Raw genomic sequence first — 23,501 nt, forward strand, 5'->3', positions numbered from 1 at the left:
CCTTAAGGTGGGTGTTGTTTGGGCAGACGGCAAACAGCTCAATGCAGCAAGGAGTTTTCAGCATGGCGCATTTTCGCACGGGCGTGAGCGCCCGGATGCGGGCGTCCGACCGACCGGACGAGGAACATATCGGCGATGGACATTCTGTCGGTACAGGACGGTTGGGGCGGCGTGGCTTTCTGGCCGGTTTAAGCGCGCTGGCGGTTTCGGGCTGCGTTGCGACGCCAAGGCCCGAGGCTCCCAAAGTGGTTGAGCCGCCCAAGCCCAGGCGCGTCGTTCCGCCGATGTATTACGCCATGCCGAATGAGCGTTTTCCCATTCCCGAAGTGGATGTCAGCCATCTGGAAGAGCGCTGGTGGCGCAAGGATGTGGATTATCCCACCAGCGAGCGCAAGGGCACGCTGATCGTGGATACGCCGAACAGGTATCTCTACCACGTGACGGGACCGAACCGCGCGACGCGCTATGGCATTGGCGTCGGACGCGACGGCTTCTCCTGGGCGGGGCGTGCGATCATGGCGTATCGCCGTGAATGGCCGCGCTGGACGCCGCCGAACGAAATGGTGGCGCGGCGGCCGGAACTGGAGCCCTACAGCATCGCCAATGGCGGCATGCCTCCGGGCCTGCGCAATCCTCTTGGCGCACGCTCGCACTATATCCATCTGAACGGCAAGGACACGCTTTACCGCATTCACGGCACGCCGGAGCCGTGGAGCATCGGCAAGGCGGTTTCGTCCGGCTGTATCCGCCTGATCAACCAGGATGTGATTCACCTGCACGATAATGTAAGGGACGGCAGCCCGATTGTTGTCATTCCCGATCCGAAGATGGAACATCTTCTGGTGACCTGATGCGGGCCTTCGGGTCTGAATGCTTGATCGAATGAGACGCGTGCGATGCGACTTTTGGTGGTTGAAGACGATCCGCTGCTTCTGGACGGGCTGACCGTGGGGCTGGGGCTTGCCGGCTTTGCGGTCGATGCCGTGGCCACCTGCGAGGACGCTTTCGCCGCGCTCAGCGCGCAGGCCTATGAAGGGGTCGTGCTCGATCTGATGCTGCCGGATGGCTCTGGCCTCGACGTGCTTTCGGATCTGCGCCGGCGGGGTGACGCCACGCCGGTGGTTCTTCTGACGGCGCGCGATCAGGTTCCCGACCGGATTGCCGGGCTGGATGCCGGTGCAGACGACTATGTGGGAAAGCCCTTTGATCTCGACGAATTGTCGGCGCGCGTGCGCGCGGCGGTGCGCCGGGGCAAGGGGCGCTCCAGCGCAACGCTTGCATGGGGCGGGGTGACGCTCGATCCGGCAAACCAGTCGGTGAGCCGCGACGGTGATCCGGTGATCCTGACGCGGCGCGAATTCGCGCTTCTGGCGGCGCTGATGGAGCGGCCGGAAAGCATCCTTTCCAAGCCGGCGCTGGAAGAAACGATCTATGGCTGGCAGGAAGAGGTGGAGAGCAACGCCGTGGAGGTGCACATCCACAAGCTGCGCTCGAAGCTTGGCTCCGATTTCATCAAAACCGTGCGCGGGGTTGGCTATCGGCTCCGGGAGACGGGCGCATGAGATCCATCCGCGCACGGCTGATCCTGATCCTCATGGGCTCGACCGGGCTGGTGTGGCTGCTCGCGGTCGGCTGGATCTATCTCAGCACGCAGGCCGAGGTGGAGCGGGTGCTGGATGCGCGGCTGATGGAAGCGGCGCGGATGGTCAATTCGCTCCTTTCCGACCACCGCATCGAGGTGGGGCTGGAGGAAAATGCCGCCCGCAAGGCGATGGGGGAGTTCGAACTCAGCAATCGCCCCTATGAACGCCAGCTCTCCTGCCAGATCTGGACGCTGGAAGGCAGCCTTGTGGGGCGCTCGGAAAATGCGCCGGAAGCCCAGCTGACGGAAATTCAGGACGGGTTTTCAGAGACCGAAGTGGGTGGCGAGCGCTGGCGCGTGTTTACCGTGGAAAACGAGGTTCTGGGCGTGCGGGTGATGGTGGGCGACAGCCTCCAGATCCGCGACAGCCTGGTGAGCGATGTGATCAAGGGGCTGGTGGTGCCGGCGCTTCTGATCCTGCCGTTTCTGGCCGGGGTCATTCTCGTTTCGGTGCGCCGCGGCCTTTCGCCCCTGAGCGACATGGCCGAAACGCTTTCGACGCGCGCGGCCAATGATCTGCGCCCGCTGGAGGCGGCCAGTCTGCCGAAGGAGATTGCGCCGGCGGTGAACGCGCTGAACGGACTTTTCAAGCGGGTGGAAGATGCGCGCGACCGCGAACGCAGCTTTACCGCTTTTGCCGCTCATGAACTGAAAACGCCGCTGGCCGGCGTGAAAACGCAGGCGCAGATTGCGCTGGCGAGCGATGACCCGACCGTGCACGCCAATGCGTTGCGGCAGATCACCATGGGCGTGGATCGAACGAGCCGGCTTGTGAAGCAGCTTCTCGACCTGACCGCACTTGAGGCGAATGACAGTGAGCCGACCCTGCAACCCGTGAGCGCGCGGGCGCTGATGCGCAGTGTGGCGGCGGAGCTGCCGCTGCCGCAGGGCGCGGCGCGGCTGAGCGTGGAGGCGGATGGCGAAGGCGCGGACAGGGTGCTTGTCGAGCCGCATTTCCTCTCGCTGGCGCTGCGCAACCTGATCGAGAACGCGCTGAACCATGCGCCGGAGAGCACGGGCGTGGTGTGCCGGGTAGACGAGGCGAATGATGGCGTACGCCTTGTGGTGGAAGATCGCGGTCCGGGCATTCCCGAGGCAGAGCTTTCGCAGGTGGTGGAGAAATTCGTGCGCGGGCGAAACCGCTCGGCAACCGGCAGCGGGCTGGGGCTTGCCATTGCACAGGCGGCGATGGCGCGCATGGGCGGAACGCTGGCGCTCGAAAACCGCGACGGTGGTGGTCTGCGCGCCATTCTGACCGTGCGAAAGGCGGAGGCGGCTGCATGATTTCCCGACGTTTCTTTCTGGCTGGAGCCTCCGGCGCGCTGGCGGTTGCGCCGCTGGCGGCACGCGCCGCGCCCAGCCTGAACGACATGGTGCGCGACCCGGCGCTTCAGGCGCTGGGCAATCCGGCGGGCGATGTGACCATTGCGGAGTTCTTCGATTATCTCTGCCCCTCCTGCAAGGCGATCCACCCGGCGCTGAAGGAGATCGTGCGCTCTGACGGCAATCTGCGGCTGGTGATGAAAGACTGGCCGATCAATGGCGATGCGGCGTGGTATGCCTCGCGCATGGTGCATGCATCGGCGGCGCTGGGCGTCTATGAGGCGGCGCATAATGAAGTGATCGCCATTGAGGGCGGGCTGACGCATGGCAAGGTGGACGATGCGCTGCGCAGCGTGGGGGCGGACGCCGGCGCGGTGCGTGACATGCTGGATGTGCATCTGAAGGCAATCGATGCGCTGATTGGCCGAAACGAGGCCCATGCAAAGGCGCTCAAGCTTGCCGGAACGCCGAGTTTCCTGATCGGTAACCGGCTCTATCGCCGGCCGATGAGCGCGGACGAGATCGTGGAAGCGGTGGCGCTGGCGCGCTCCGGGCGCTGAGGCCGCAGCTTGACAGATCCGCCATGGCGGAGAATATGGCGTCATGATCGAACAGGACACCCACATCGTTTCCCGGATGGCCGGCATCTCTTCAGGCGAGATGCCGGGGGTTAAGACACGCTGACAACCAGACGCGGTCCATGATCCTGCAACCTCGCCGCAGTGCGGACGGGGTTTTGTGCGTGAAGCTGCGCCCCGTTCTTTTTCAAGGAATGGAGACTTTCAATGGCACAGAACATCTACGACAACCCGGAGTTCTTCGAAGGCTACAGCCAGCTGCCCAGGCAGGTGCATGGTCTGGCGGGCGCGCCGGAATGGCCGGCCATCAAGGCCATGCTGCCGGATATGACGGATCGGCGGGTGGTTGATCTGGGATGCGGGTTTGGCTGGGCTTCCCGCTATCTGCGCGAGGCCGGGGCGCGGAGCGTTCTTGGCCTCGATGTCTCGCAGAACATGATCGAGCGCGCGCGCGCCGACACGAATGATGCGGCCATCGAATACCGCATTGCCGATCTGGAAACGCTGGAACTGCCGCAGGGTGCGTTCGATTTCGCCTTCAGCGCGCTGACCTTCCACTATATCCGGGATTTTGACCGGCTGGTGCGGATGATCCATGCGGCGCTGACGCCGGGTGCGCAATTCGTGTTCACCATCGAGCATCCGATCTTCATGGCCGCCACACAGCCGCGCTGGCTGCCGGAAGAGGACGGGCACAAGACCTGGCCGGTCAATTGCTACGCGCTGGAGGGGGAGCGGCGAACGAACTGGTTCGCAAGCGGCGTGCTCAAATATCACCGCACCATGGCGACGACGCTGAACACGCTTGTCGGCACAGGGTTTGCGCTGCGTGAGATCAGGGAATTCGCACCGACCAGGGCGCAGATCGCGGAGATGCCGGATCTGGCCGAGGAGTTGGAGCGGCCGATGATGCTGCTGGTTTCGGCCGGGCGGTGAGGGCGGGCAGGTCGCCCGTTTCAAGCTGAATGAGGCGGGGTTTCTCGCCTGTTTTCTCTGGGGCGCGGGCGCGGTGCCCTGTGTCCATGGACAGCAAACGCCATGGCGAAAGCCGCGCCCAGAAGATAAGCCGACACATGGCCGGGCTTTGGGTAGCCTGCGAGTATGCAATCGAGCAGAAGCCCCGGAATTACGATCAGGGCGATGAGGCTGATTGCCCATTTGCGATTACCCTGATCCTTTTTCGAGACCCTGCATCCAGAGACGGCTCAACTGCCCGGCGGAGAACCCGGGGGCAGGGGGACTGGACTTCGACTGGTCTCCAAAAATTCGCTGTGCGACCTGTCGCCCCGCAGACTGCGCCGCGGACGTCTTCACGATGCGCGTCTCATAAAAACGCGAAAGCGCGGTCTCCAGACGATCATGTTCTTCCAGCATTCTGGAAAGATGCCACGCGTCTTCCAACGCCTGACAGGCGCCCTGGCCGGAGGTGGGCAGGGGAGCGTGGGCTGCATCCCCGATGATCAGCACATTGTCCCGATGCCAATGGGGCAGGGGATCGAGGTCATGGACGAAAATGCGATTGAGCGATGTTTCGTCGCGCGATTGCAGCACATTCCGGACCGGGCCGGGCCAGTCCCGAAAACGCTGGTCCATCTCATCGTACCAGACGGGCAATGGGCGCGTCCTGTCGATCGGGGTGCGCCACGCGGCTGCCCAGAAACACAGACCATCACCAACAGGGACGATGCCGAAACGTTCTCCCGCCCCGCAGAAATCGTGAATGGCGGCATCGATGACGCCACGCTCCGGCTGGCTGATGCCGATAATGTTGATGAAACCCTGATAACGGGGGAGCGCGTCTTCTGCATGGATCGCCTGACGCACCGCCGAGTTCATGCGGCCATCTGCGCCGACGACGAGATCATTCTGCGTCCTGAGCCCCTCGATATCCTGCGCGGCAATTGTGCGATTGAACTTGATGTCGACGCCCAGTGCATGCAACGCCTTGGCCAGAATGCGCATGAGATCGCGACGCAATATGGTCACGCTCGGGAAGCCGCACAGCCTGTTCACTTCCAGAATATCGAATTCGGCCTTCTGGATGCCGTGCTGATCGAACTGGCATATGAAGCGGGGTGCGCCGCCCTTGCGTTTGATGGCGTCTGCCAGCTCCATCTGCTCCATAACGAAGACGGCATTCGGCCACAGGGTGACCCCGGCTCCCATCGAGGAAACCGCACTGCCACGCTCAAACAGGCTTACCTGATGGCCTTGTCTGGTGGCGAAAATGGCGAGCGCCATACCGGCGACACCGGCGCCCACGATGGCAATTCGCTTTGCACTGGTCATCCGCTCTCTCCTGCTCAAGAAATCTGATGCAGCTTGTATCGAGCTCCTGATTGGCGATAAATTTGGCTTTGTTGCTTTGTTAATCCCGTTATTTGGGCGAATGGATGCTGGAAAAAATCGAACTTCAGTGGTTGCTCTGCTTCCAGGCGGTCTATGACAAGCTGAGCTTCAAGCTGGCGGCGGAGCAGCTTCAGTTGCCGACATCCAATGTCAGCCGGCATGTCGCCTTGCTGGAGCGGCAGCTCAATGTTCGTTTGCTGGAACGCACGACGCGGAAGATGATCCCGACGGCGGCAGGCAAGCAGCTTTACCGGTCCATGACACCGCTGACGCGAGCGATGGATGATGCTCTGGAAGAGGTGTCCCTGTTCGGAGATACCCTGTCCGGTCACCTGCGGATCATCACGCCAGATCTTCCATTCATGGCTGACATCCTCGCGGATTTCTGTGCCTGGAATCCGCAGATACAGCTTAGCTGTGACACCCGGCTGGACCCGACGGACGGATTGCTGGAAGGGTTCGATCTGGTGTTGCGCTTTGGACGCGGGCCGCTGGAGAATTCCGGCTGGGTTGCAAGGGAAATCCTGCGCTGGCCGAGCTGTGTGGTGGCTGCGCCAGAGCTTCTGGAGCGATACCCGGCGCCGCAATCGCTGGAGGCGTTGAGCAGGGCCCCGTGTATTACGAGCATGTCGGTGCTTCAGGGAATGCCCTGGCGTTTCAAGCCTGACCAGACCGTTCAGGTGCGATCCAGCTACAGGGTGAACAGCGGCCAGATGGCGCGGGCGGCGGCGCTGAAAGGGCTGGGGTTTGCCGTTTTGCCCCTTCATGCCTGTCAGTCAGACATCGATGCCGGCTCCCTCATCAAAATTGATCCCGAGCCCGCGCCAGAGGATCTGGTGCTTTATGGGTTTTACTCAGGCAGAAAATATCCGCAGGTCAGGGTGAAGGCGTTCCTGGAGCACCTTCAATCGGCGCTCGCTGAGTTCTCTGCGGGTCCGGTCGAATGAAGGCTTCCGATAACGCCTGAAACGAAAAAATCCGGGCCGATGGACCCGGATTTTCTCTGGTTCTGTCGTCGCATGGCGCCGGCAAATTACCAAACTGCCATTGCGGACATTTCAGGGTGCAGGAGGACAAACCATGTTGCCCTCCTCAATGTGTGAGGGCGAGCATAGTTTGTCCCAATGCTAAGGATAACTCATTGAAATTATTGAATACGGGGTGAAAGGCGGCAATTTAGTTTGTCCGCAATGGCAGCTTGGTGGTGTCCCAAAGTCGAGTGCTTTGAGCGGCAGGGAGCGAAGCGGTTAAAAAAAAACGCCCCGGCATTGCCGAGGCGCTGATCTAGATACTCGTGTCTATCGAGGCTTACTGGAGTTCGGCTCGTGGATAAAACCGGGCCCCGATAAGGTCGGCCACGAATGCAGGTTCGACACCACGGCTATTGAGCTCGTTCTTGACCTTTCTGAAATGCTCGCCACGCTCCTTGGCGAGGTTCATGAGGGACACGTAGGCCTGTTGGAAGCGAGCCAGGTCCTCCGGCATGACGACCGTTTGCGGGCACCGATTGATCGGGTTTACCGCGGTGCGCGCAGATAGGTGCCCGTGCTCGATCAGAGCTTTCACGACGTTGGTAGTCGCTCGCAGCTGACGTTCAACTTCACGCAGTGAGAGTCCGCCATGGTCTTCGAGCATTGTCTTTTCGCGAAGTTCGGTCGGGTCGATCAGCACTGCCATGTAGCCGTGCCGGCTGGGATCGCGGAAAGCGCGCTCCAGCTTCCCAGCCAACAGTAGATCCAGGATCTCGACCGTCTTGCAGTTCGCCCTCCGAACGGCCTGAGGGATGCTACACAATTCGGATTCCTGGTCCGTCAACTGCTTCGTGTTTGCCAGCAGTCGGTTTAAAAACACACTGACATCTTCGCGACGAAATCGGAATTGGAGGCCGTGTTTGGCTCCCGCCCCAACGTGGGGTGCAAGGTAACCCCGGTCGACCAGGATGCCCCAGTGAACCCGTGGTGCGTTGACGAGTTCCTGCGCCTCCTTTGCGGATACGGTGCCCTCGATCTCCGCAATAAATTCCGCGATCTCCTCAGCGTCGAGCATGATGCGGGCATTGGCGAGCGTCGCAGCATCCTTGGAGAGGACATCCGCTTCGATGAGAAGCTTTCTTAGGCGCTTTGGGTGCAGGCCGAAGTCTTTGGAGGCCGACTGTACCGAATGCCAGCGTCGATCTGTGATCGGCCCGAAGAAGTCATCACCCGGGCCGAGAGGAAGGGTGTCGATCGCGTGCTCGCGGATCAGCTTTCGAACCGGATCGTAAGCGGGGTCGTCGCAGTCGTGTGCGAGCGTTTCGTACAGACGACCGTAAAGCGCCCGTCCTCCAACATCCCCGGTCTTACCCCCGAATGAGGCCTGCTTCTCCGATAGCCAGTTACGGATTCCATCTTCACCGCAGGAGGTGACGGAAAAGCCGGCTGTCCCTGCTTGCCACCAGTCGTCCCCGCTGAAGCCGCGGATTGGAGCCTTGAGTCCTCGCGTCACCACAGCACCCAATAGCTCTGTGAACCTTGCAGCGACATAGAAGGGCAGTGCGTCCAGGAAGGGAGCGGCACCGATGTGTCCTTTAATCCGATCGAGGAGATAATGTTCGAAAGCTGAAGGTTCGCGCACAACCGAATGCTTGGCCGCTTCCAGGATTTCCCCGTGGTCCGCTTTTACCATCGCAGCAAAGTCATGGATCATCGAAGGCTCCTGCTGCACGGAGCACTCGACAAGCGAGACGTTGTGGACGTCACATGTCCGGATGAACGAGATCAGCCATTTCCTGCGGCCCCATGCCCGTGCCAGTGGATGTTCATCCTGGCTGCGCATGTCCTCAGCCAGGCATTCCGGACAGAGACGCAGGCGGTTGCGGATCATCAGGTTCCGTGTCACCCGCTGACCATCGGCTTCGTATCCGTCCGCCGTTCTCCGGATCGCGCTTTCCTGGAGAGACTTCACGTCGATGTCCGTAAGATATGCAAGCCTCGAAAGGGCACTGTCACTGCCGTCGACGACGTCCTGAAAGCTGAAGCCCATATCGGCGCAGAAGTGGCGTGCTTTCGGGCGGCCGTTCACAGCCGCTAATCTGGAGCAGAAGCTTGCCAGAGTTTCGCCGGAATGAAGACGGGTTCTGATCGTTAACTTGGGCATACCTGTCTCCTCAAAACTTGCTGGGGCGCTTCAAGGCAGGGGTGCCTCCTTCAGTCGGACGATTTCGGACGAGAGCCGCCGAAGGCTGTAGCATTTGCCAGTCGGTGCGAAGAAAAACGTTCTCGTCCTCCGTACAACCGGAGAAGCGGCTGTAAGCCGCCGCGAAATGTCTTGCCTTCACCTGTTCGCCTGCAGCTTCATCGGACATCGCTTGCTCGATCGCGCCGCGGACGATCTGAATTACAACGCCGAAGCGGCCGTAAGCGGCGTGGAGCAGGCGGTGGATGAACTCGTCTGGCAGGGCCGAGGCGAGCTGCATTTCGGCATGCTTCGTGACCATGTGTTCGATCATCCTTCGTACGGAGGCGGCGTGTTTAGCAAATTCCAGGTTACTGAATTCGAAGATGCGGGATCTGCGCATAAGCTGCACATCGGATGAGACCAAGCGGGCGAGTGTCGGAATACCAGACAGGATAAACGACACAGGCCAGTCCGGCTGCTGCATGACGTTCTTGATCGTATCCGACAGCTTCTGCTGTTCGTTGTCGTTCAGCGTGTTCACCGCATGCTGCATCTCATCGATGTGAATAAACATCACCTTACGAATCCGGATCTGCTGACGGACGAGCTCCCACACCATGTGCTCTTTGATTTCTCGGGAGAGGGGATATCCTAGCGCTCTGAGTACCTCCCGGCCCAATTGCTTAAGCGTGCAAGGGGAGGGGGCAACGACGCTGATAAGGGGAGATGTCGAGATGCCGTAGCGGTCCTCATAGGGCGCAAATTCGGGTCTGTCCGCGATGATGCGTTTGAGAAGAGTCGTCTTCCCCGCCCCGGAATCTCCGATAACCACCAGCGCCGACCCATCACGGCGTACGCTGTCCTGCGAGCCGGCGGCATTCTGGATTAGCATCTCGATCTCAGTTGCAAGAGCGTCATCCCTTGGAGTGGAGACGTGCTTCGAATGCAGCTTTGCAAGGCGTTTTGCCCGCTCACGTGATCGGTCGGGCATTGCCGATCTCAGACGGTTGAGTGCCTCTGCGGCGTCTTCTGTAAAATGGGGGTGCTCCAACGTCTCCATGTTTGGGTTCCTTTCTCTTTTATCAGTCATCGAACGACCAGTCGTCAGTGCGATCGGCTTCGTTGGATCCGTCGTCGTCATCGGCGTAGGATTCAACTTGCATTTCGTAAGGGGATGGTTGCGGCTCCCGCGCTACAGGGGCAGCGCGAACGTCATCATCATCGGGATTGAGGTCATCGGCTGGCCGGTCTTCTCGACTTCTCTCCGGAAGGGTGATGACTTCGCTGCCCCTAGGTGTGTGGACCTCGCCGTCTTCCATCATCTCGAATGTAAGGAAGAGCTTCCGGTCGGCTTCACTGAGGTCGTCAGTGTTCATCACTGGTGAGCCAAGCTCTGCGCGTTGGACAGCCATTTCGCCGAAGGTTCGGCATTCGGTGATGGTCTCGGCCACTACTGCTTGGGAAACACTGGCATTTTTGGCGTGGATACTGGTGAGGTGTCTGACTGCTGCAGTCCATTCCCACACGCTGACGCCCTTAAAACCTTCGAAACGTGGTCGGGCCACAGCCCATCCGCCGGTCTCCTCATGCCAGAACGAAATTTCGCCGAGATCGAAGCGGTTCACGCGGATCTGAACGGAGGGCTTTGCCTTCGAGGCCCGGATCTTTTGGAGCAGCGGTGACTGGTAATGGATCCCCAGGAAGCGGACGCCTTTGCTGCCAATCCTGCACGAGCATTGGATCCCGAAAATGCTCCGACGCTGAAAGACATCTGGCGGTTTGGCGACCGGGTTTTGCTTTGTTTTGCGGAGCCACGCATTGCGGGGCGTTTCGCCTGCAAGTCCCGTATGCGGCGTATTGTGATAGGCATCCACAATGGCGCGGACGAGAAGGCGGTTCAGTTCCTCCACGGAGATAGACGCGTTGCCTTCCGAGTCATAGTCACCCCGGACCACGACGTTCGCAAATGTCTGACCAGTGTACCAAGAGAGGAACTTCTGTCGAATGGTCCGGAACATACGCTCCACAGTCCCCCGCAGGTATGGCTTTCCGGAAGCTGGGATAACAGCGTTGCCAGTCAGCGCCAGTACCGTCGCCTTGAAAGAATTGGCTACAAAGGCAGCGCCGGCGTCCGTGTAGACGTTTTCCGGCCTGCCGTGCATTTCCCAAGGCGTGTGGGTCCCTACTGCATCTGCGATGTACTGTTTGTCATGAACCGCCATCTCCAATGTAACGATGGACGACTCGGCCGACGGTGGCTTGGCGATAAACCGCATTGCCAGAATGCACCGAGTGGCAGCGTCAATTGCGAGCGACAGCCAGACGCGCGCGGGTTTGACCGCTTCCTTTTGTTCTTTGGAAAGAGTGTCCCAGATGCCGATATCCATAAGGATCGTCATCAACTCTACCTGGTACTCATCCATCTCCACGCGCTCCAGAGGACGTTCGGCGTTGACGCCTGACTGGGTGATCTGGAGTTTATTTGTCGCGTAGTCCGTGCCCTTTCTTCCGGCCAGCACGAAGAAGTGGTCGAGTTTGTCGATCATCGTTTCGAAGGTGCGCCGGCTGGGAGAGCGGAGAGCTTTCTCGCCATTCAGCTCACGCTTCTTGTTCTCCAAAGCAAGCTCCGCATTCATGTCTCTGAACAGGGTGGCCTTCGATGGTTGGTTAGAGCTGGCGTACCTCGCAGCCCACCTGCGGTGGATCTCAGTTTCCTCAGCTGTGAAACGGGACGGACGCGTGCCAGGATAGCGATATTCGTCTCGGAGAGAACGGGCGTCAAACCCGGTTTGCTCGTATTTTTTCAGCCAGCGACGGAATGTGCGAGGCGTTACCGGAGCTCGCCGAACTTCTTTGGTCCCTCCGCGAGGTTTCTTGCCCTTCGCGCACGCCTCGGCATCATCGAGTTCCTTTTGCCGTACATGCATGTACTTGGTGAGGCTTTCATCCGAGCGAGAGTATCGGCCTTCGGCTTCGTGGCGGAAGAAATCGTGGATCAGAGAATGTCGCCAGAGGATAGTGTCTTGGGCCTTCTTGCTCAGATCAGTAACCGGATGTGCCCTGTGGCCGGAGCGAACAAGCGCGTCAGACCCGCTAAACCAGTTACAATCGACGAGAAGTTCGCCATCCGTGAACTTGCGGTAGACGAGTTCATGCGGAAAATGCTCGACCAAGTCCGGGTTGTCATAGCGGCGGAAGAAATGCCCATTGGAATTGCCCCCATCATACATATACGCCGTCTTTCCGATCCTAATACGATCCTGCCGACCGAAACGATAAACGGTAACAACGGGAGCGGTCGCTCCAACAGATGCAATGGTTTCAGCGATGCTCATTTGAAATCTCCTTTTTGTGCGGCAAGCACATCGTGGTTCACGCGTACGAACGTGTGGTCACAGATGCGCGTGTGCAGAGGGTCTTGATTGATAGCTTCGAGGACACCGTCATCGATCAGGCACCAGAAGGCGGTCCTTGCGAGGCCGGGATCCGGCGTCTCTTTCAGTAGAGCGTGGACCGGCACTGAGCCTGTGATGTCGGAGACGATGCGGCGAAGCTCTGTGCAATCCTGTTCATTGCGCATTTGCCGTGCTCTGAGCACTTGTTCAGCGTTGTACACACGTGCACGGGAGATCTGCTTCTCCGTGAGGATGACCGCCTTATCAGCAATCTGGGCCAGACTTTGCTGCCGGATCAACTCAATCTCGAGATCGAGGCCGGTTCGTCTTACACGGCTGTAAGGCTTTACCGCATAGGCTACTCGGCAGCCGTCATCGAACTGCGCGAGCAGGTCAAACGTGTGTTTGCGTTTCACGCCGTCATGGTCGACGAACCAGACCGGCTCTGGCTGTTCCCAAACTTCCAGGACATTGCGTCTAGCCAATAGGACTGTCATCGCTTTGGCCTCAAGCAGGCTTTCTGCGATCATGCAGCGGTTCGATGCGACGTTTGCCACGCTTGCGCGCGTTGATGCCTTGGTTTTCCAATCGAAACGTCGAGAAGCTTTAGATTCTCCAGGCGGTACCCAAACTTGGGTCATGCTCAAAACATGGTTCGTGCGGACGGCACGATATTTCGCACCCTCCTCCCGCGGTCTCGATCACGCGGCCCATGAACACGTGGTCAGGGCGCAGGAAGCTCGTTGTCGTGGGAATGTTTCCCGACGCCAAGGCAATGCCCGCACGACGGTCATGCAGGTGATTTAGAAAAAGTCGTTCGCTCATTTGCTGTCCTTTCAAAGCTGATGATCTTGCTTTTCGAAAGGACGATCCGGACACCGATGCTGAACATCGGCATGAACTCACACCGATGTTTAGGCTGTCGCCGCGCGGTCGTCCCGCTTACGTATCGATATGAATATGATCATGTTGTTCCGGTCCTGTGTTTGCCGATGGGTGCATCGGGATGCGGCTTATGTCAGCCTATGCGGAGGAGATCAATATCTCAGTACCCAACGATTGCACTCATTAGGTAGATTGTTGCAGATTTGCAACACAATATTGTGTGGTAGTATCGCTCAAATATCAGATTTCGGATTCTGACAAAATCATTCTTTCGTTCATACGATATAATAATGATTATTTTGAATTAAATTTTCTAATTTTGTAATGTGGCGTTTTTATTTTGATTAACATTTTTGTGAAATGAAGTTTGTATTCATCGGTGTTCATTTTTGCGCATCGCGAACATTGGTAAGATCAGACCCCATTTTGTATTTTGAGGGGACCCGGACGATTTGAAGCCCAGTTTTTTATCTACGGCAATGGCTCGTTCATTGGCTGGGTTCGGATCTGTGGCGATAACGGGTGCGCCTGCTTCGAACAGTGCTTTCATTCTTGCTCCGATAAATGCTGATCCGTGCCCGATCCCAAGCATTTCCAAGGCTCTGATAGATTAAATATCCGGCATGCAAGCGCAATGCTGACGCCCTTCATAACCGCCGCCTTTGCGGCGAACTCTCGGCGTTGAGCTGGCCATATCATTCTCTTCCGCCCTGGCTTTCATCTCACTGGTAAGGCTGTGGCGTCCATCCCACTCTACTTGAGTGCAAACTGTAGACCGTGGCGCTGCTCATGCCGTATTCTCTGCACAGCTTGGATACCAGCACGCCGCTCTCCATCTGACGCAGGATGCCCATGATCTGCGCCTCGGTGAATCTCGCTCATCATGCTGAGAAGACTCTAACTTCACATCCCCTGAGATCGGGGGAGGCGCGACAATCCCTTCTGTAGTTAAGCTGTAGGCTCCAAGTTTTATAGAGCCATTCGTGACATGTCTCATTGGCCTTCCTGCCTTGCTGGTGCACACCCTCAGCCCCGCAGCAATTAATCGGCAATAAGCAAATATATATTGTAATGTATTCTTAAAGCAGGGCGTTCCAGAGATTGCCGTCTAAAACAAATAGCCGGATGCTACCATCAGAGTTCGGAGCGCCAAATTGCTTTGACATGCGGACCACGCCGCCATTGCGTTGACCGCCGAGGTGGCTAAGGTTGAAACGACACTCTTGGGGGCGGGGGATTTCATGGACAACCACAGTGCGGTCGACGCAGCAGACTCGATCAAAGATCGCCTTCTTGCCGATCGTCGTATCTTGCTCGATTTGAGCACTCGGAATCGTCTGGTCAACATCCCGCTGCGTTCGAGAAATATAAGAACGGTCGAGATCGTCGATGAAAAGTCGACTGAAATCTTTCGGCTTTTGGTTGAAGGAAAGGGACTCACATTTCTCCCTGGACGACAGCTTACAAAGGAGGAGAAGGCAGAACTCGATGAGGCCGATGACATCACCGGCGGCATTCCACAGCCCGATGACGATGAAGAGGTGGATGAACGCGGCTTAGCGCGCCGCCACACGGACACACGTCTGCAGACACGGTTGACTTCGCAAGGGCTGCAAAAGCGGCTATTCGACATCTGGTATGATGCTCGAACGCTCGAGGAAGAGCAGGGCGTCAACATCCTCTATCTGGCGTTGGGGCTTGTTCGGTGGTTCGATGCTGAAAACTCAGACATCGAGCGCCATGCTCCCATCGTCCTTCTTCCCGTGCAACTTGACCGCACAAGTGCTGCCGATCGATTTACGCTTCGTTGGCGTGGAGAGCCACCATCGTCCAATCTTTCACTTCAGGCCAAGTTGAATGCTGAGTTCGGTCTGAAGCTGCCGGATCTGGCCGATGAGGACGAAGTCGATATCGCGAGCTACATCGAGAAGATTACCGAGGCGGTGTCGAGCAAAGAACGTTGGTCGGTTTTGCCGGACGGGATGGTTCTTGGCTTTTTCTCGTTTGCCAAGTTCTTGATGTATCGCGATCTTGATCCGGACAACTGGCCTGAAGAGAAGCCTCTTGAACGGCACGCCGTTGTTGAAGGCCTGTTGGGCGATGGGTTCCCGATGCGCGAACCGATTATACCGGATACAGGACGCATCGATCCATATATTCCACCAGAGAAAACCCATCATGTTGTGGATGCCGACTCGTCACAGGCGGTTGTCATCGAAGAAGTGGCGCAAGGCGGCCATCTCATCGTCAAAGGACCGCCTGGGACGGGGAAAAGCCAGACCATCACCAACATAATCGCAGCTGCGGCAAAGGAGGGCAGAAAGGTTCTCTTCATGGCGGAGAAAATGGCGGCGTTGGATGTGGTGCATCGGCGGTTGAGAGATGCGGGGCTCGGACCGCTGACCCTGGAACTCCATTCGAACAAATCCAACAAGCGTGCGCTTCTTGAAGAGCTCCGCAGAACGAAAGATTTAGCGGGCCGGGTCCCGCAGAGTGATGCCACCGTCGTCACGCGCCTGAAGGAAGCTCAGAGCGGGCTCAACAATCATGCAGATGCTATGCATAGTGTGCATGAACCCTGCGGCATGACGCCATACCAGCTTATCGGGCACCTCGTCCGCGTCGGTGAAGGAGGTGGACTTCCGGGATTTGCGCTCGCTGCCCCAGAGAATTGGACGCCTCTGGACTATGAAAAACGACTGGATGTCTGTGGCGAACTGAGAGATCGCTTCGGTTCCATTGGTCGACCTGTAGAACATCCTTGGTACGGCGTGCGTCGGGAAGCTCTCGATCCAGGTGAGATCGACCAACTGCGCCGGAGTGTCGCCGAGTTGCGTGCGGATTTTGAACGCATTCGGACTATTTCTCTGGAAGCATCCAGTCGTCTAAATATCGAGGGGCCGAATAACTTCTCCGATCTCGTGGCTCTGGTGAGGGTTTTGCGGGCGATCACTTCAGTCCCGGACTTCAACCGGGAAGCATTCGCGGACCCCATATGGCAGCAACCGGGGCGGATCGCAGAGCTGGTTGAGGCTGGTAGCAAACTCAAGTCTCTTCGGGATACGGTAGGCACTTCGTTTGTGGAGACGGTTTGGACCTCATCGCTGGCAGAATGCCGATCCGTGCTAGCAGCGAAGGGGGCGTCGATATTCCGGATTTTTAGCGGCGAGTATCGATCGCGGCTTGCCTTGCTGAAGTCCTACATGAAACAGCCATTGCCGAAGGAATTATCCGCCAGACTCGCGCTGGTAGACACTGTGCTTTCTGCACAGGTTGCTCTGCGCGAATTCAATGACTTTGAGCCAATGGGCGTTTCGGCGCTGGGAACGCAGTGGAGCGGCGAGAGATCGGATTGGGCGCGGGCCCGCGCTGTGGTGGAATGGCGGCAGGCAAATGAAGGTATCTTAACGCCGGACATTCTCAAGTATCTGGCTCAGGCGACTGACCTGTCGCGCCAAGTTGAGATTTCGCGTGAGCTATCGGAGCTGCTGACACGGCATGTGAAGAAGTGGAGCGAATTGCAGAAGTTCCTGGAGCTGGATATGCAGCAGTCTCTGGCGGCTGATAATTTCTCGTCTGCGGAGATCGAGTGCCTCGCACAGCGACTGGACCTCTGGAGTGATAATATCGAAGGCGTCACTAAGTGGACTGCATTTTACGACCGATGTAGAATCGCATCCTCACTCGGCCTCCAAAGTCTTGTAGACGGCGTACTTCGCGGCGATCTTGATGCGGATACCCTGGTCTCGACGCTAGAAAGATCATATTTCGAGGCACTTCGAACTGATTTCTTTGCGCGTGAACCTGACCTCAAACGCTTCGACGGCGAGCTACATTCCCGCTTGGTGGAAACGTTCTGCGGGTTGGAGGCTGCCCGCATGTCGCTTGCCCGGGAGCAGATCGTTGCCCTGCATGCAACGGAATTGCCTCGTAGCAACGGCGGTATCGGTCCACTCGGTGTTCTCAATGGCGAATTGGCGAAGAAGCGCAATCATCTACCCATACGTCAGCTTCTCGATAGGGCCGGACCCGTCATTCAGCAAATCAAGCCGATCTTCATGATGAGTCCACTATCGATCGCTCAGTTCCTGAAGCCGGGCTCAATTTCGTTCGATCTTCTGGTTGTCGACGAGGCTTCGCAGATCGAACCGATCGATGCACTGGGGGCGATCGCCCGATGCGCCCAGGTCGTCGTCGTGGGGGACGAGCGTCAGCTCCCGCCAACGCGCTTCTTTGCGAAGCTCACCTCCGAAATTGACGAGCAAGAGGACGATGACAGTGTCACATTCCAGGCCCGGGATGCGGAGTCGATCCTTGATCTCTGCCTCGCCAAGGGAATGCCGTACCGCATGCTTAATTGGCACTACCGCAGCAAGCATCAATCCCTGATCGCAGTGTCGAACCGCGAGTTTTACGACAATAAGCTCTTTATCGTTCCGAGCCCATATGACGCGGTCGCAGGGATGGGGCTCAAGTTCAATTACCTTCCGCATGCACACTACGACCGTGGAAACACGCGCACGAATCCAGTTGAGGCCAAGGCCGTCGCTGAAGCTGTAATCAGGCACGCCACGGAGCGGCCCGAGCTTTCTTTGGGTGTTGCGACATTCTCGGTGGCTCAACGTCAGGTGATCCTGAAGGAACTCGAGCTTCTTCGCCGAGCTCATCCCGAAACGGAAGACTTCTTCAACCGGGCTTCCACCGAGCCCTTCTTCGTCAAGAACCTCGAGAATATTCAGGGAGACGAGCGCGACGTTATCTTCATATCGGTTGGGTACGGAAGGACGAGCACCGGCTACATGGCGATGAGCTTCGGACCTCTGAATTCCGAAGGTGGTGAGCGACGCCTGAATGTGTTGATCTCACGGGCCAAACTTCGGTGCGAAGTCTTCTCTTCCATAACGGGGGACGACATCGACCTTGATCGGGTCCGCAGCCGAGGCGTCACAGCACTCAAGCTCTTCCTTACATTTGCACAGACGGGCAAATTCGGCATTGCAGAAGAGACCGGCAATGGGCCGGACTCTGTCTTCGAAGAACAGGTGGCCGACAAACTTCGTTCGCTTGGCCATGATGTGAAAGCCCAGATCGGATCGGTTGGATTTTTCGTCGATCTCGCCATCTCCGACCCTGAAAAGCCGGGGCGTTTTATTTTGGGTATCGAGTGCGACGGCGCACAATACCACTCATCCCGGTCGGCGAGAGAACGTGATCGTCTCAGGCAGAGAGTGTTGGAAGACCATGGATGGATCATTCATCGAATTTGGTCGACGGACTGGTATCTCCGCCCCAACGAAGAATTGGCCAAGGTATCGGCAGCGATCGAGAGCGCGAAGGCAGAATGGCGGAGCCGTGATGACGGTCTGGCAAAGCCTCGGCAGGCCGTGCCATTGCACTTCACCACGCATACTGAAGCAGATGTCGACGTGATCACCGCACACGTGTCGCCGGAAGAGCCACTTCTCGCAATTCCATACGAGGAATCCTCACTAGCGGTCCGTACCGATCGCGAGCCGCATGAAATTTCCGTATCGGAAATGGCACGTTACGCAATCCAGGTAGTCAAGGAAGAAGGGCCACTTCACCAGAGCGAGATCGTCACGAGAATACGATCGGCGTGGGGGTTGGCACGCGCGGGTAATCGGATTCGGGACGCCGTTTTGGCGGGGATCAGTGCAGCTAAGTCGCAGGGGGAAATCAATGGTGACGGGCAATTCTATACCGTACCAGGCCAGCAAATCCGCGTGAGAGATCGTTCAGCGGTCATGTCTCAGTCGCTAAGGCGACCGGAAGCTCTGCCGCCGTCCGAAATCCAGGCCGCGGCCGTTGCAGTGCTGGAAGTGAACTTCGGAGCCAGTCGGGAGGAACTCATCACGGCTATTGCGCGGTTGTTCGGGTTTGCATCGACGAGCGCGCAGCTTCGTACAACCATTGAGCGGTCGGTAGAAAATGCAGCTCACACCGGTTTGATCCAGGAGGTAAACGGATTTCTGACGAGTGCCTCCAGCGGCGGCTCGGCGGCAGTGGAAGAGAAAACGATGCAGGCGTGAAAAATGCGCATATCATGGCATATTAAACGTGATGAGACGGTCCGGTCTGAAGATCCTGAGAAAGATTCGGGCAAGCGCTCTTCATTTGGAGACCCGTAGGGATAGATGCGGTGCTGCGGATGTGGCTTTCTGTTCTTCGGTGCCTGGCAGGTCGGGATAAACTGATCTTGCGCATCAGCCAGTGCACCCGCCTGCGGCCGGCCCACCAGTCTTGACGCCGCAGGGGCCGAGTCTACTGTCTCGAGCTATACCGTGGTGTCTTCATGAGCGCCGCGTCTATGAGGCGCATCAGTTCGAGGTTCTCAGGCGTTTTGCCCGCCGGTTGGCAGTAGAGCGACGTCCGTGAGATTAGGATCAGTTCGCACTGTCGACGGATCGGGAGCCCGTTGTGAGCGAGGGCAATCATCATTCTCCTCCGGTTCAGGCTCAGCGATCGATGGCCTTGGCCAAAAAAATCCCGCTCGACGGCGAACTGGTCGATCTTGGTATGCAGCTTCGTCACCTCAGCCTCCCGACCGACCTGCACTTCGGAAACCTTGTCGTCGAATGCCTTAATCAGGGTCTCAATTGCCTACCGTTGCCACTACGTCACCTGATTTGGTTGAAGTTGGTGCTTCGTTGCCACTTCCGAAACCGCCCGTTCGCCACGGATCGTCTCAAGCGCAAGGTTGGCCTTGAACGGGGCCGTAAACCGTCTGCGTCTCTTCATGGTGGATCGTCCTTTTCATCGGACGATCCATCATATGCCTTGTCTCAGAAACTCGCACTACCTCTCAATGCCAACAGTGGCCTTATGGTGCGTTGTCAGGTGGCACACCCTCAGGTGATCCTAGTCGGTAGTATCTGGATAGGGTGCGTACGTACCCATCAGCAGGCGCGAAAGCAAATACCTCAGTTGTGACGCCCTGATCTCCTTGAGTGATGCCTGGGTGCCCTGTGACTTTGCCTGTCAGGCAACCTACAGGCCGCAGTACAAAGGTCCAGCCTTCGATCAACGGAGCGTTTGAGAGTTCCGTTTCGTCCGGTTTCTTACCGTTGAGGATCTGTTCGAGGTCGTTGGCAAGGCCGCGTAGCCGATTAATCTCGAACGTCATGTCGAAAGCGTGTGATTGATCTTCGGATACAATAATCATGAGAGTCTCCTGCGCCAGCTGACCTGCGTGGTCGAAGCTGACGTGAGTCATTGAAAGATGGATTGGAATTCTAAGAAGTGGATTGAACGCCTGTCAGTTCAGCGTATCAGTGGTCCGTGTGTCACCAGCAGTTCAAGCCTCATGAGGAGTAAGTGTACCACGCCTCTACAATGGGCCCCGGTAGCGCTACACATGGTCAACCTCTTGGGTGCACTCTTGTGCGGTGTGACACTGGACTAAGCTCTGCTGCATGATCGCTTCGACATCGGCTCCGGTAAGGCTTTGTGTTTGGAGCAGTTCGGTTGCGATCAACTCAACAGTGTTTCGATGAGTAGATACAATACTCTTGGCGTGATTGAATTCGTTGGACAGCAGTTTGTCGACCCGCTGTCGAAGATCGAGGTTCTGTCGCAGCAAAGCCAGTGGTTCAGTTTCGTTTGCAGCTAGCAGGTAGCTGAGTTGGTCTCCCAGTCCAAAGGATGCCTCAATATTCAAGGCGCAGAGCGTGGCCATATGCAGATCTGCTCCTTCCTGGCCTCCGCCGCCTGATGAGCGAGATCCCAACAGCACTTCTTCCGCTGCCAATCCGCCGAGCATTGTGGTGATTTCGCCTAAGAGCTCGCACCTCAACATCGTCGGGGAAGAGTTGTACGAGAAACGGGTCTGTCCACCACTCTGCTGGTCGCGATCATCGAGTGTCAGGGAGGTTGCGATCGATACGTCCACCAAGCGGCCGACTTTAAGTACATACCCCACCAAAACATGACCTGCTTCATGAACGGCTAGTCTGTGTTGTAGGCGCTCGGGAAGGGCTAGGCGAAGGGGGAGGGATGCTGTCAGATCATCGACTGTCATTGCACGCCTTGCACGGCGCGCAATTCGACGTGCATCGCGTACAAGCTTTTCCAAGGAGGCACCGGTGTATCCTTCCGTCCCATCAACAACCTCATTGAGGTCAGCCCCGACGAGACTGCCTTTCAAATGCCATTTGAGAATTCCCGTTCGAGCATCGTGATCGGGGAGGGGGATACGGATAATTCGGTCCAGACGCCCTGGTCTGATCAATGCTGTATCCAGTTGCTCAGGATAGTTTGTCGCCCCAATGACTACTACGCCTTCCCGTCCACCCACACCATCAAGGCATTCCAGTAGGCCGTTTGTGACTTCCCTGTTGTAATGTGCATGGTGATCTGACAAGCGAGACCTATCCCCAACGCTGTCCATCTCATCGATGAAGAGGATCGCCGGTGCATTTCTTGTGGCCTCTGCAAATGCGCTGCGCATCGCTTTCAAGAGGTCGCCCAGATGACCTCGGGCCTGCCATTGAGCGAGTGATCCAGACACGAAGTGGGCGTTGCAGGTTCGTGCCAATGCTTGTGCGTACGTGGTCTTGCCGCATCCTGGAGGGCCGCTAATCAGCGCGCCGCGGTCCACATCGTCCCATGGGATTTTTCTCGCTCGCCAATCATTGATATCTTTTGCTAACTCTTGGCCCCAAGTGCTTGCCTCACCCATGCCGTGTAGGTCATCCAACGTCGGACCTTGCCTGCGCTGGCTTGGACTTTCGGTCGCCAGCTTAATGGCATCAATCACTGTGCCAACGCTTCGTCCCCTTCGCCACGTGACGGCTACAATTGATAGCGGGGCCAACGCAGCGCGTTCGGCATCTGTGTCTGAGATTTGCTGACCGAGAAAGGCTCTTGCTGCAGCTTGAATGTGACGAACTGTCGGCTTCTGGATCTGAACTACGGCATCGACTAGACCGTCGATCCCGTTGGGAAGCGCGTCTGAAGATTCTGCGATAAGAACGACCTTTTCGTTCTCAACCAATGTGTTGATTAGCCGGTTGCGTTGTCTGTCTTTGTCATGGGTGGCTTTGAGTCCCACGGTCCAGACATCTGGGACGATGTGCTGGGCATTGGGTTGCCAGCCTTGAAAAGCGTCTTCCAGAACTTCTCGGTAGAAGCTGAAATCTTGGGAATCCGGAACGCATAAAACCACGACTTTCGGTTCGTCGCCCTGGTAAATGTGTGCGTTTCGTACTGAGTGAATGATTGAGCAGAAGGCCAGAAAACTGGCCGCGCTCGCGAATTGTTTCGGAGACTTGTGTTTACGTCTACGGCTCATGGATTGACTCCAGATACTGCATCAGGGCGGGGCCCAGCATCGGTCTTCGTCAGGGAAAATTTGTTGTCAGCCACGCCAGCGTCTGACGGATGTCTCCGGCCCTATCAGCGCTTCATCGAGGTCCACTTCGACAAAACGATTGAGGATCAGGGATGAGAGGCCGGCTGCAGGCTGCGTCTCTTGGAATGCGGTAAAGCAATCTGAAACAGAAAGGCTCGCATGTTCTTCCAGCGCCGCTAGCAGGCGAATGCGATCCCCGAGGGGGCATTGCCATCGGGCATAGCGAAGAAGATCCATTGCGTTCTGAAGGCGGAAGCCAGTGCAGAACTCAGAGGCATGCATGGCCGCGTATTCGTAGCCATTGGCTGCTGCCGACTGAGCAATCCACGGCTCAGGACGAGCGCTATTCTCCAGTAGGGCGTCAACGACGAATAGCTCGCCGCTCTTCTGCACCAGAAAGTCGGGAACGTGTAGGTTTGCCCCGTTCTTCAGCGCAATAGGCAGGCAAGTCCAGGAAGCGACTTCGTTGTCAACATCCAGGAGGCAGCCCAGATGTCGAGCCGAAAGATTCCGAAACAACGGCGTTCCGATGCAGCGCATGGTGCCACTTGGTTGGAATGACCATTTAGCCGCTTCGGATCGAACAGTGAGAAGCCCGGAGCTTGAGTCTACATGTACATTGGGAAAGTGTTGGTCAGTCACACTGCACTCCATACGCAAACATGAACATGAACGCCGCAGGGGCGGCATCGACATGAGGTCAGCGTATGAGGCGTATGGTGTGTCTAGTGTTCATTTTGGAACAAATAGAGAACAATCTGCGGCGTGTCAACTGACTTTTAACGAGAGCGGGCTGCTGGCCA

General features: G+C 57.5%; 18 protein-coding genes. 7 read left to right on the forward strand and 11 right to left on the reverse strand.

Translation table 11 applies throughout. The annotated features are described in order from the left end of the window. Positions 1 to 62 precede the first annotated feature (62 nt). The 5 genes from AC4PTT_RS08390 (at position 63) to AC4PTT_RS08410 (ending at position 4,479) form a co-directional block, all read left to right on the forward strand. The gene (locus tag AC4PTT_RS08390) at positions 63 to 851 is read left to right on the forward strand and encodes a L,D-transpeptidase (protein WP_492162478.1); all 789 of its coding nucleotides are present in this window, start codon (positions 63 to 65) and stop codon (positions 849 to 851) included. Positions 852 to 896: 45 nt separating this feature from the next. Next, positions 897 to 1,562: a response regulator gene (locus AC4PTT_RS08395; protein WP_492162479.1), complete on the forward strand. Its 666-nt coding sequence runs from the start codon at positions 897 to 899 to the stop codon at positions 1,560 to 1,562. Then, positions 1,559 to 2,926 (forward strand): ATP-binding protein, encoded by a 1,368-nt coding sequence (locus AC4PTT_RS08400; protein ID WP_492162480.1) that lies wholly within the window; start codon positions 1,559 to 1,561, stop codon positions 2,924 to 2,926. The genes AC4PTT_RS08395 and AC4PTT_RS08400 overlap by 4 nt, the downstream gene beginning before the upstream one ends. Continuing rightward, entirely contained in the window at positions 2,923 to 3,525 is a 603-nt protein-coding gene (locus AC4PTT_RS08405) for a thioredoxin domain-containing protein (RefSeq protein ID WP_492162481.1), read from the forward strand. The genes AC4PTT_RS08400 and AC4PTT_RS08405 overlap by 4 nt, the downstream gene beginning before the upstream one ends. Before the next feature lie 225 nt (positions 3,526 to 3,750). Then, complete coding sequence (locus AC4PTT_RS08410) at positions 3,751 to 4,479, forward strand: class I SAM-dependent methyltransferase (RefSeq protein ID WP_492162482.1); 729 nt, start codon at positions 3,751 to 3,753, stop codon at positions 4,477 to 4,479. 228 nt (positions 4,480 to 4,707) lie between these two features. On the opposite strand, the gene AC4PTT_RS08415 is transcribed toward AC4PTT_RS08410, so the two are convergent. Next, on the reverse strand, positions 4,708 to 5,832 hold the full coding sequence (locus AC4PTT_RS08415) for an FAD-dependent monooxygenase (protein WP_492162483.1): 1,125 nt from the start codon (positions 5,830 to 5,832) through the stop codon (positions 4,708 to 4,710). A gap of 104 nt (positions 5,833 to 5,936) precedes the next feature. On the opposite strand from AC4PTT_RS08415, the gene AC4PTT_RS08420 reads away from it, so the two are divergent. Continuing rightward, a complete protein-coding gene (locus AC4PTT_RS08420; protein WP_492162484.1) occupies positions 5,937 to 6,839 on the forward strand; it encodes a LysR family transcriptional regulator in 903 nt (300 codons plus the stop codon). Positions 6,840 to 7,200: 361 nt separating this feature from the next. On the opposite strand, the gene AC4PTT_RS08425 is transcribed toward AC4PTT_RS08420, so the two are convergent. From AC4PTT_RS08425 to AC4PTT_RS08450, 6 genes are all read right to left on the reverse strand, one after another. Next, positions 7,201 to 9,027, reverse strand: coding sequence for a TniQ family protein (locus AC4PTT_RS08425; protein WP_492162485.1), 1,827 nt, complete (start codon positions 9,025 to 9,027; stop codon positions 7,201 to 7,203). A 10-nt stretch (positions 9,028 to 9,037) separates the two neighbouring features. Then, positions 9,038 to 10,108 carry an ATP-binding protein gene (locus AC4PTT_RS08430; protein WP_492162486.1) on the reverse strand — a complete coding sequence of 357 codons (1,071 nt, stop codon included), beginning with the start codon at positions 10,106 to 10,108 and terminating at the stop codon, positions 9,038 to 9,040. A 22-nt stretch (positions 10,109 to 10,130) separates the two neighbouring features. After that, positions 10,131 to 12,383, reverse strand: coding sequence for a TnsB C-terminal domain-containing protein (locus AC4PTT_RS08435; RefSeq protein ID WP_492162487.1), 2,253 nt, complete (start codon positions 12,381 to 12,383; stop codon positions 10,131 to 10,133). Beyond that, positions 12,380 to 12,973: a hypothetical protein gene (locus AC4PTT_RS08440; RefSeq protein WP_492162488.1), complete on the reverse strand. Its 594-nt coding sequence runs from the start codon at positions 12,971 to 12,973 to the stop codon at positions 12,380 to 12,382. The genes AC4PTT_RS08435 and AC4PTT_RS08440 overlap by 4 nt, the downstream gene beginning before the upstream one ends. A gap of 728 nt (positions 12,974 to 13,701) precedes the next feature. Next, positions 13,702 to 13,878: an N-acetyltransferase gene (locus AC4PTT_RS08445; protein WP_492162489.1), complete on the reverse strand. Its 177-nt coding sequence runs from the start codon at positions 13,876 to 13,878 to the stop codon at positions 13,702 to 13,704. Between the two features lie 172 nt (positions 13,879 to 14,050). Further along, the gene (locus tag AC4PTT_RS08450; RefSeq protein WP_492162490.1) at positions 14,051 to 14,182 is read right to left on the reverse strand and encodes a hypothetical protein; all 132 of its coding nucleotides are present in this window, start codon (positions 14,180 to 14,182) and stop codon (positions 14,051 to 14,053) included. Positions 14,183 to 14,569: 387 nt separating this feature from the next. Between AC4PTT_RS08450 and proA the strand changes: the two genes are divergently transcribed. After that, complete coding sequence (proA, locus tag AC4PTT_RS08455) at positions 14,570 to 19,378, forward strand: anti-phage protein ProA (protein ID WP_492162491.1); 4,809 nt, start codon at positions 14,570 to 14,572, stop codon at positions 19,376 to 19,378. Positions 19,379 to 19,961: 583 nt separating this feature from the next. Here proA and AC4PTT_RS08460 read toward each other — a convergent pair. From AC4PTT_RS08460 to AC4PTT_RS08475, 4 genes are all read right to left on the reverse strand, one after another. Then, positions 19,962 to 20,087, reverse strand: a complete 126-nt coding sequence (locus AC4PTT_RS08460) for a transposase (protein WP_492162492.1) — start codon at positions 20,085 to 20,087, stop codon at positions 19,962 to 19,964. An 82-nt stretch (positions 20,088 to 20,169) separates the two neighbouring features. Next, positions 20,170 to 20,511 carry a DUF6634 family protein gene (locus AC4PTT_RS08465; protein ID WP_283801408.1) on the reverse strand — a complete coding sequence of 114 codons (342 nt, stop codon included), beginning with the start codon at positions 20,509 to 20,511 and terminating at the stop codon, positions 20,170 to 20,172. 186 nt (positions 20,512 to 20,697) lie between these two features. Next, complete coding sequence (locus tag AC4PTT_RS08470; protein ID WP_492162493.1) at positions 20,698 to 22,638, reverse strand: AAA family ATPase; 1,941 nt, start codon at positions 22,636 to 22,638, stop codon at positions 20,698 to 20,700. A 66-nt stretch (positions 22,639 to 22,704) separates the two neighbouring features. Next, positions 22,705 to 23,340, reverse strand: coding sequence for a hypothetical protein (locus AC4PTT_RS08475; RefSeq protein WP_492162494.1), 636 nt, complete (start codon positions 23,338 to 23,340; stop codon positions 22,705 to 22,707). Positions 23,341 to 23,501 lie beyond the last annotated feature (161 nt).

It is taken from the genome of Nitratireductor sp. WH36-1 (assembly GCF_058725515.1).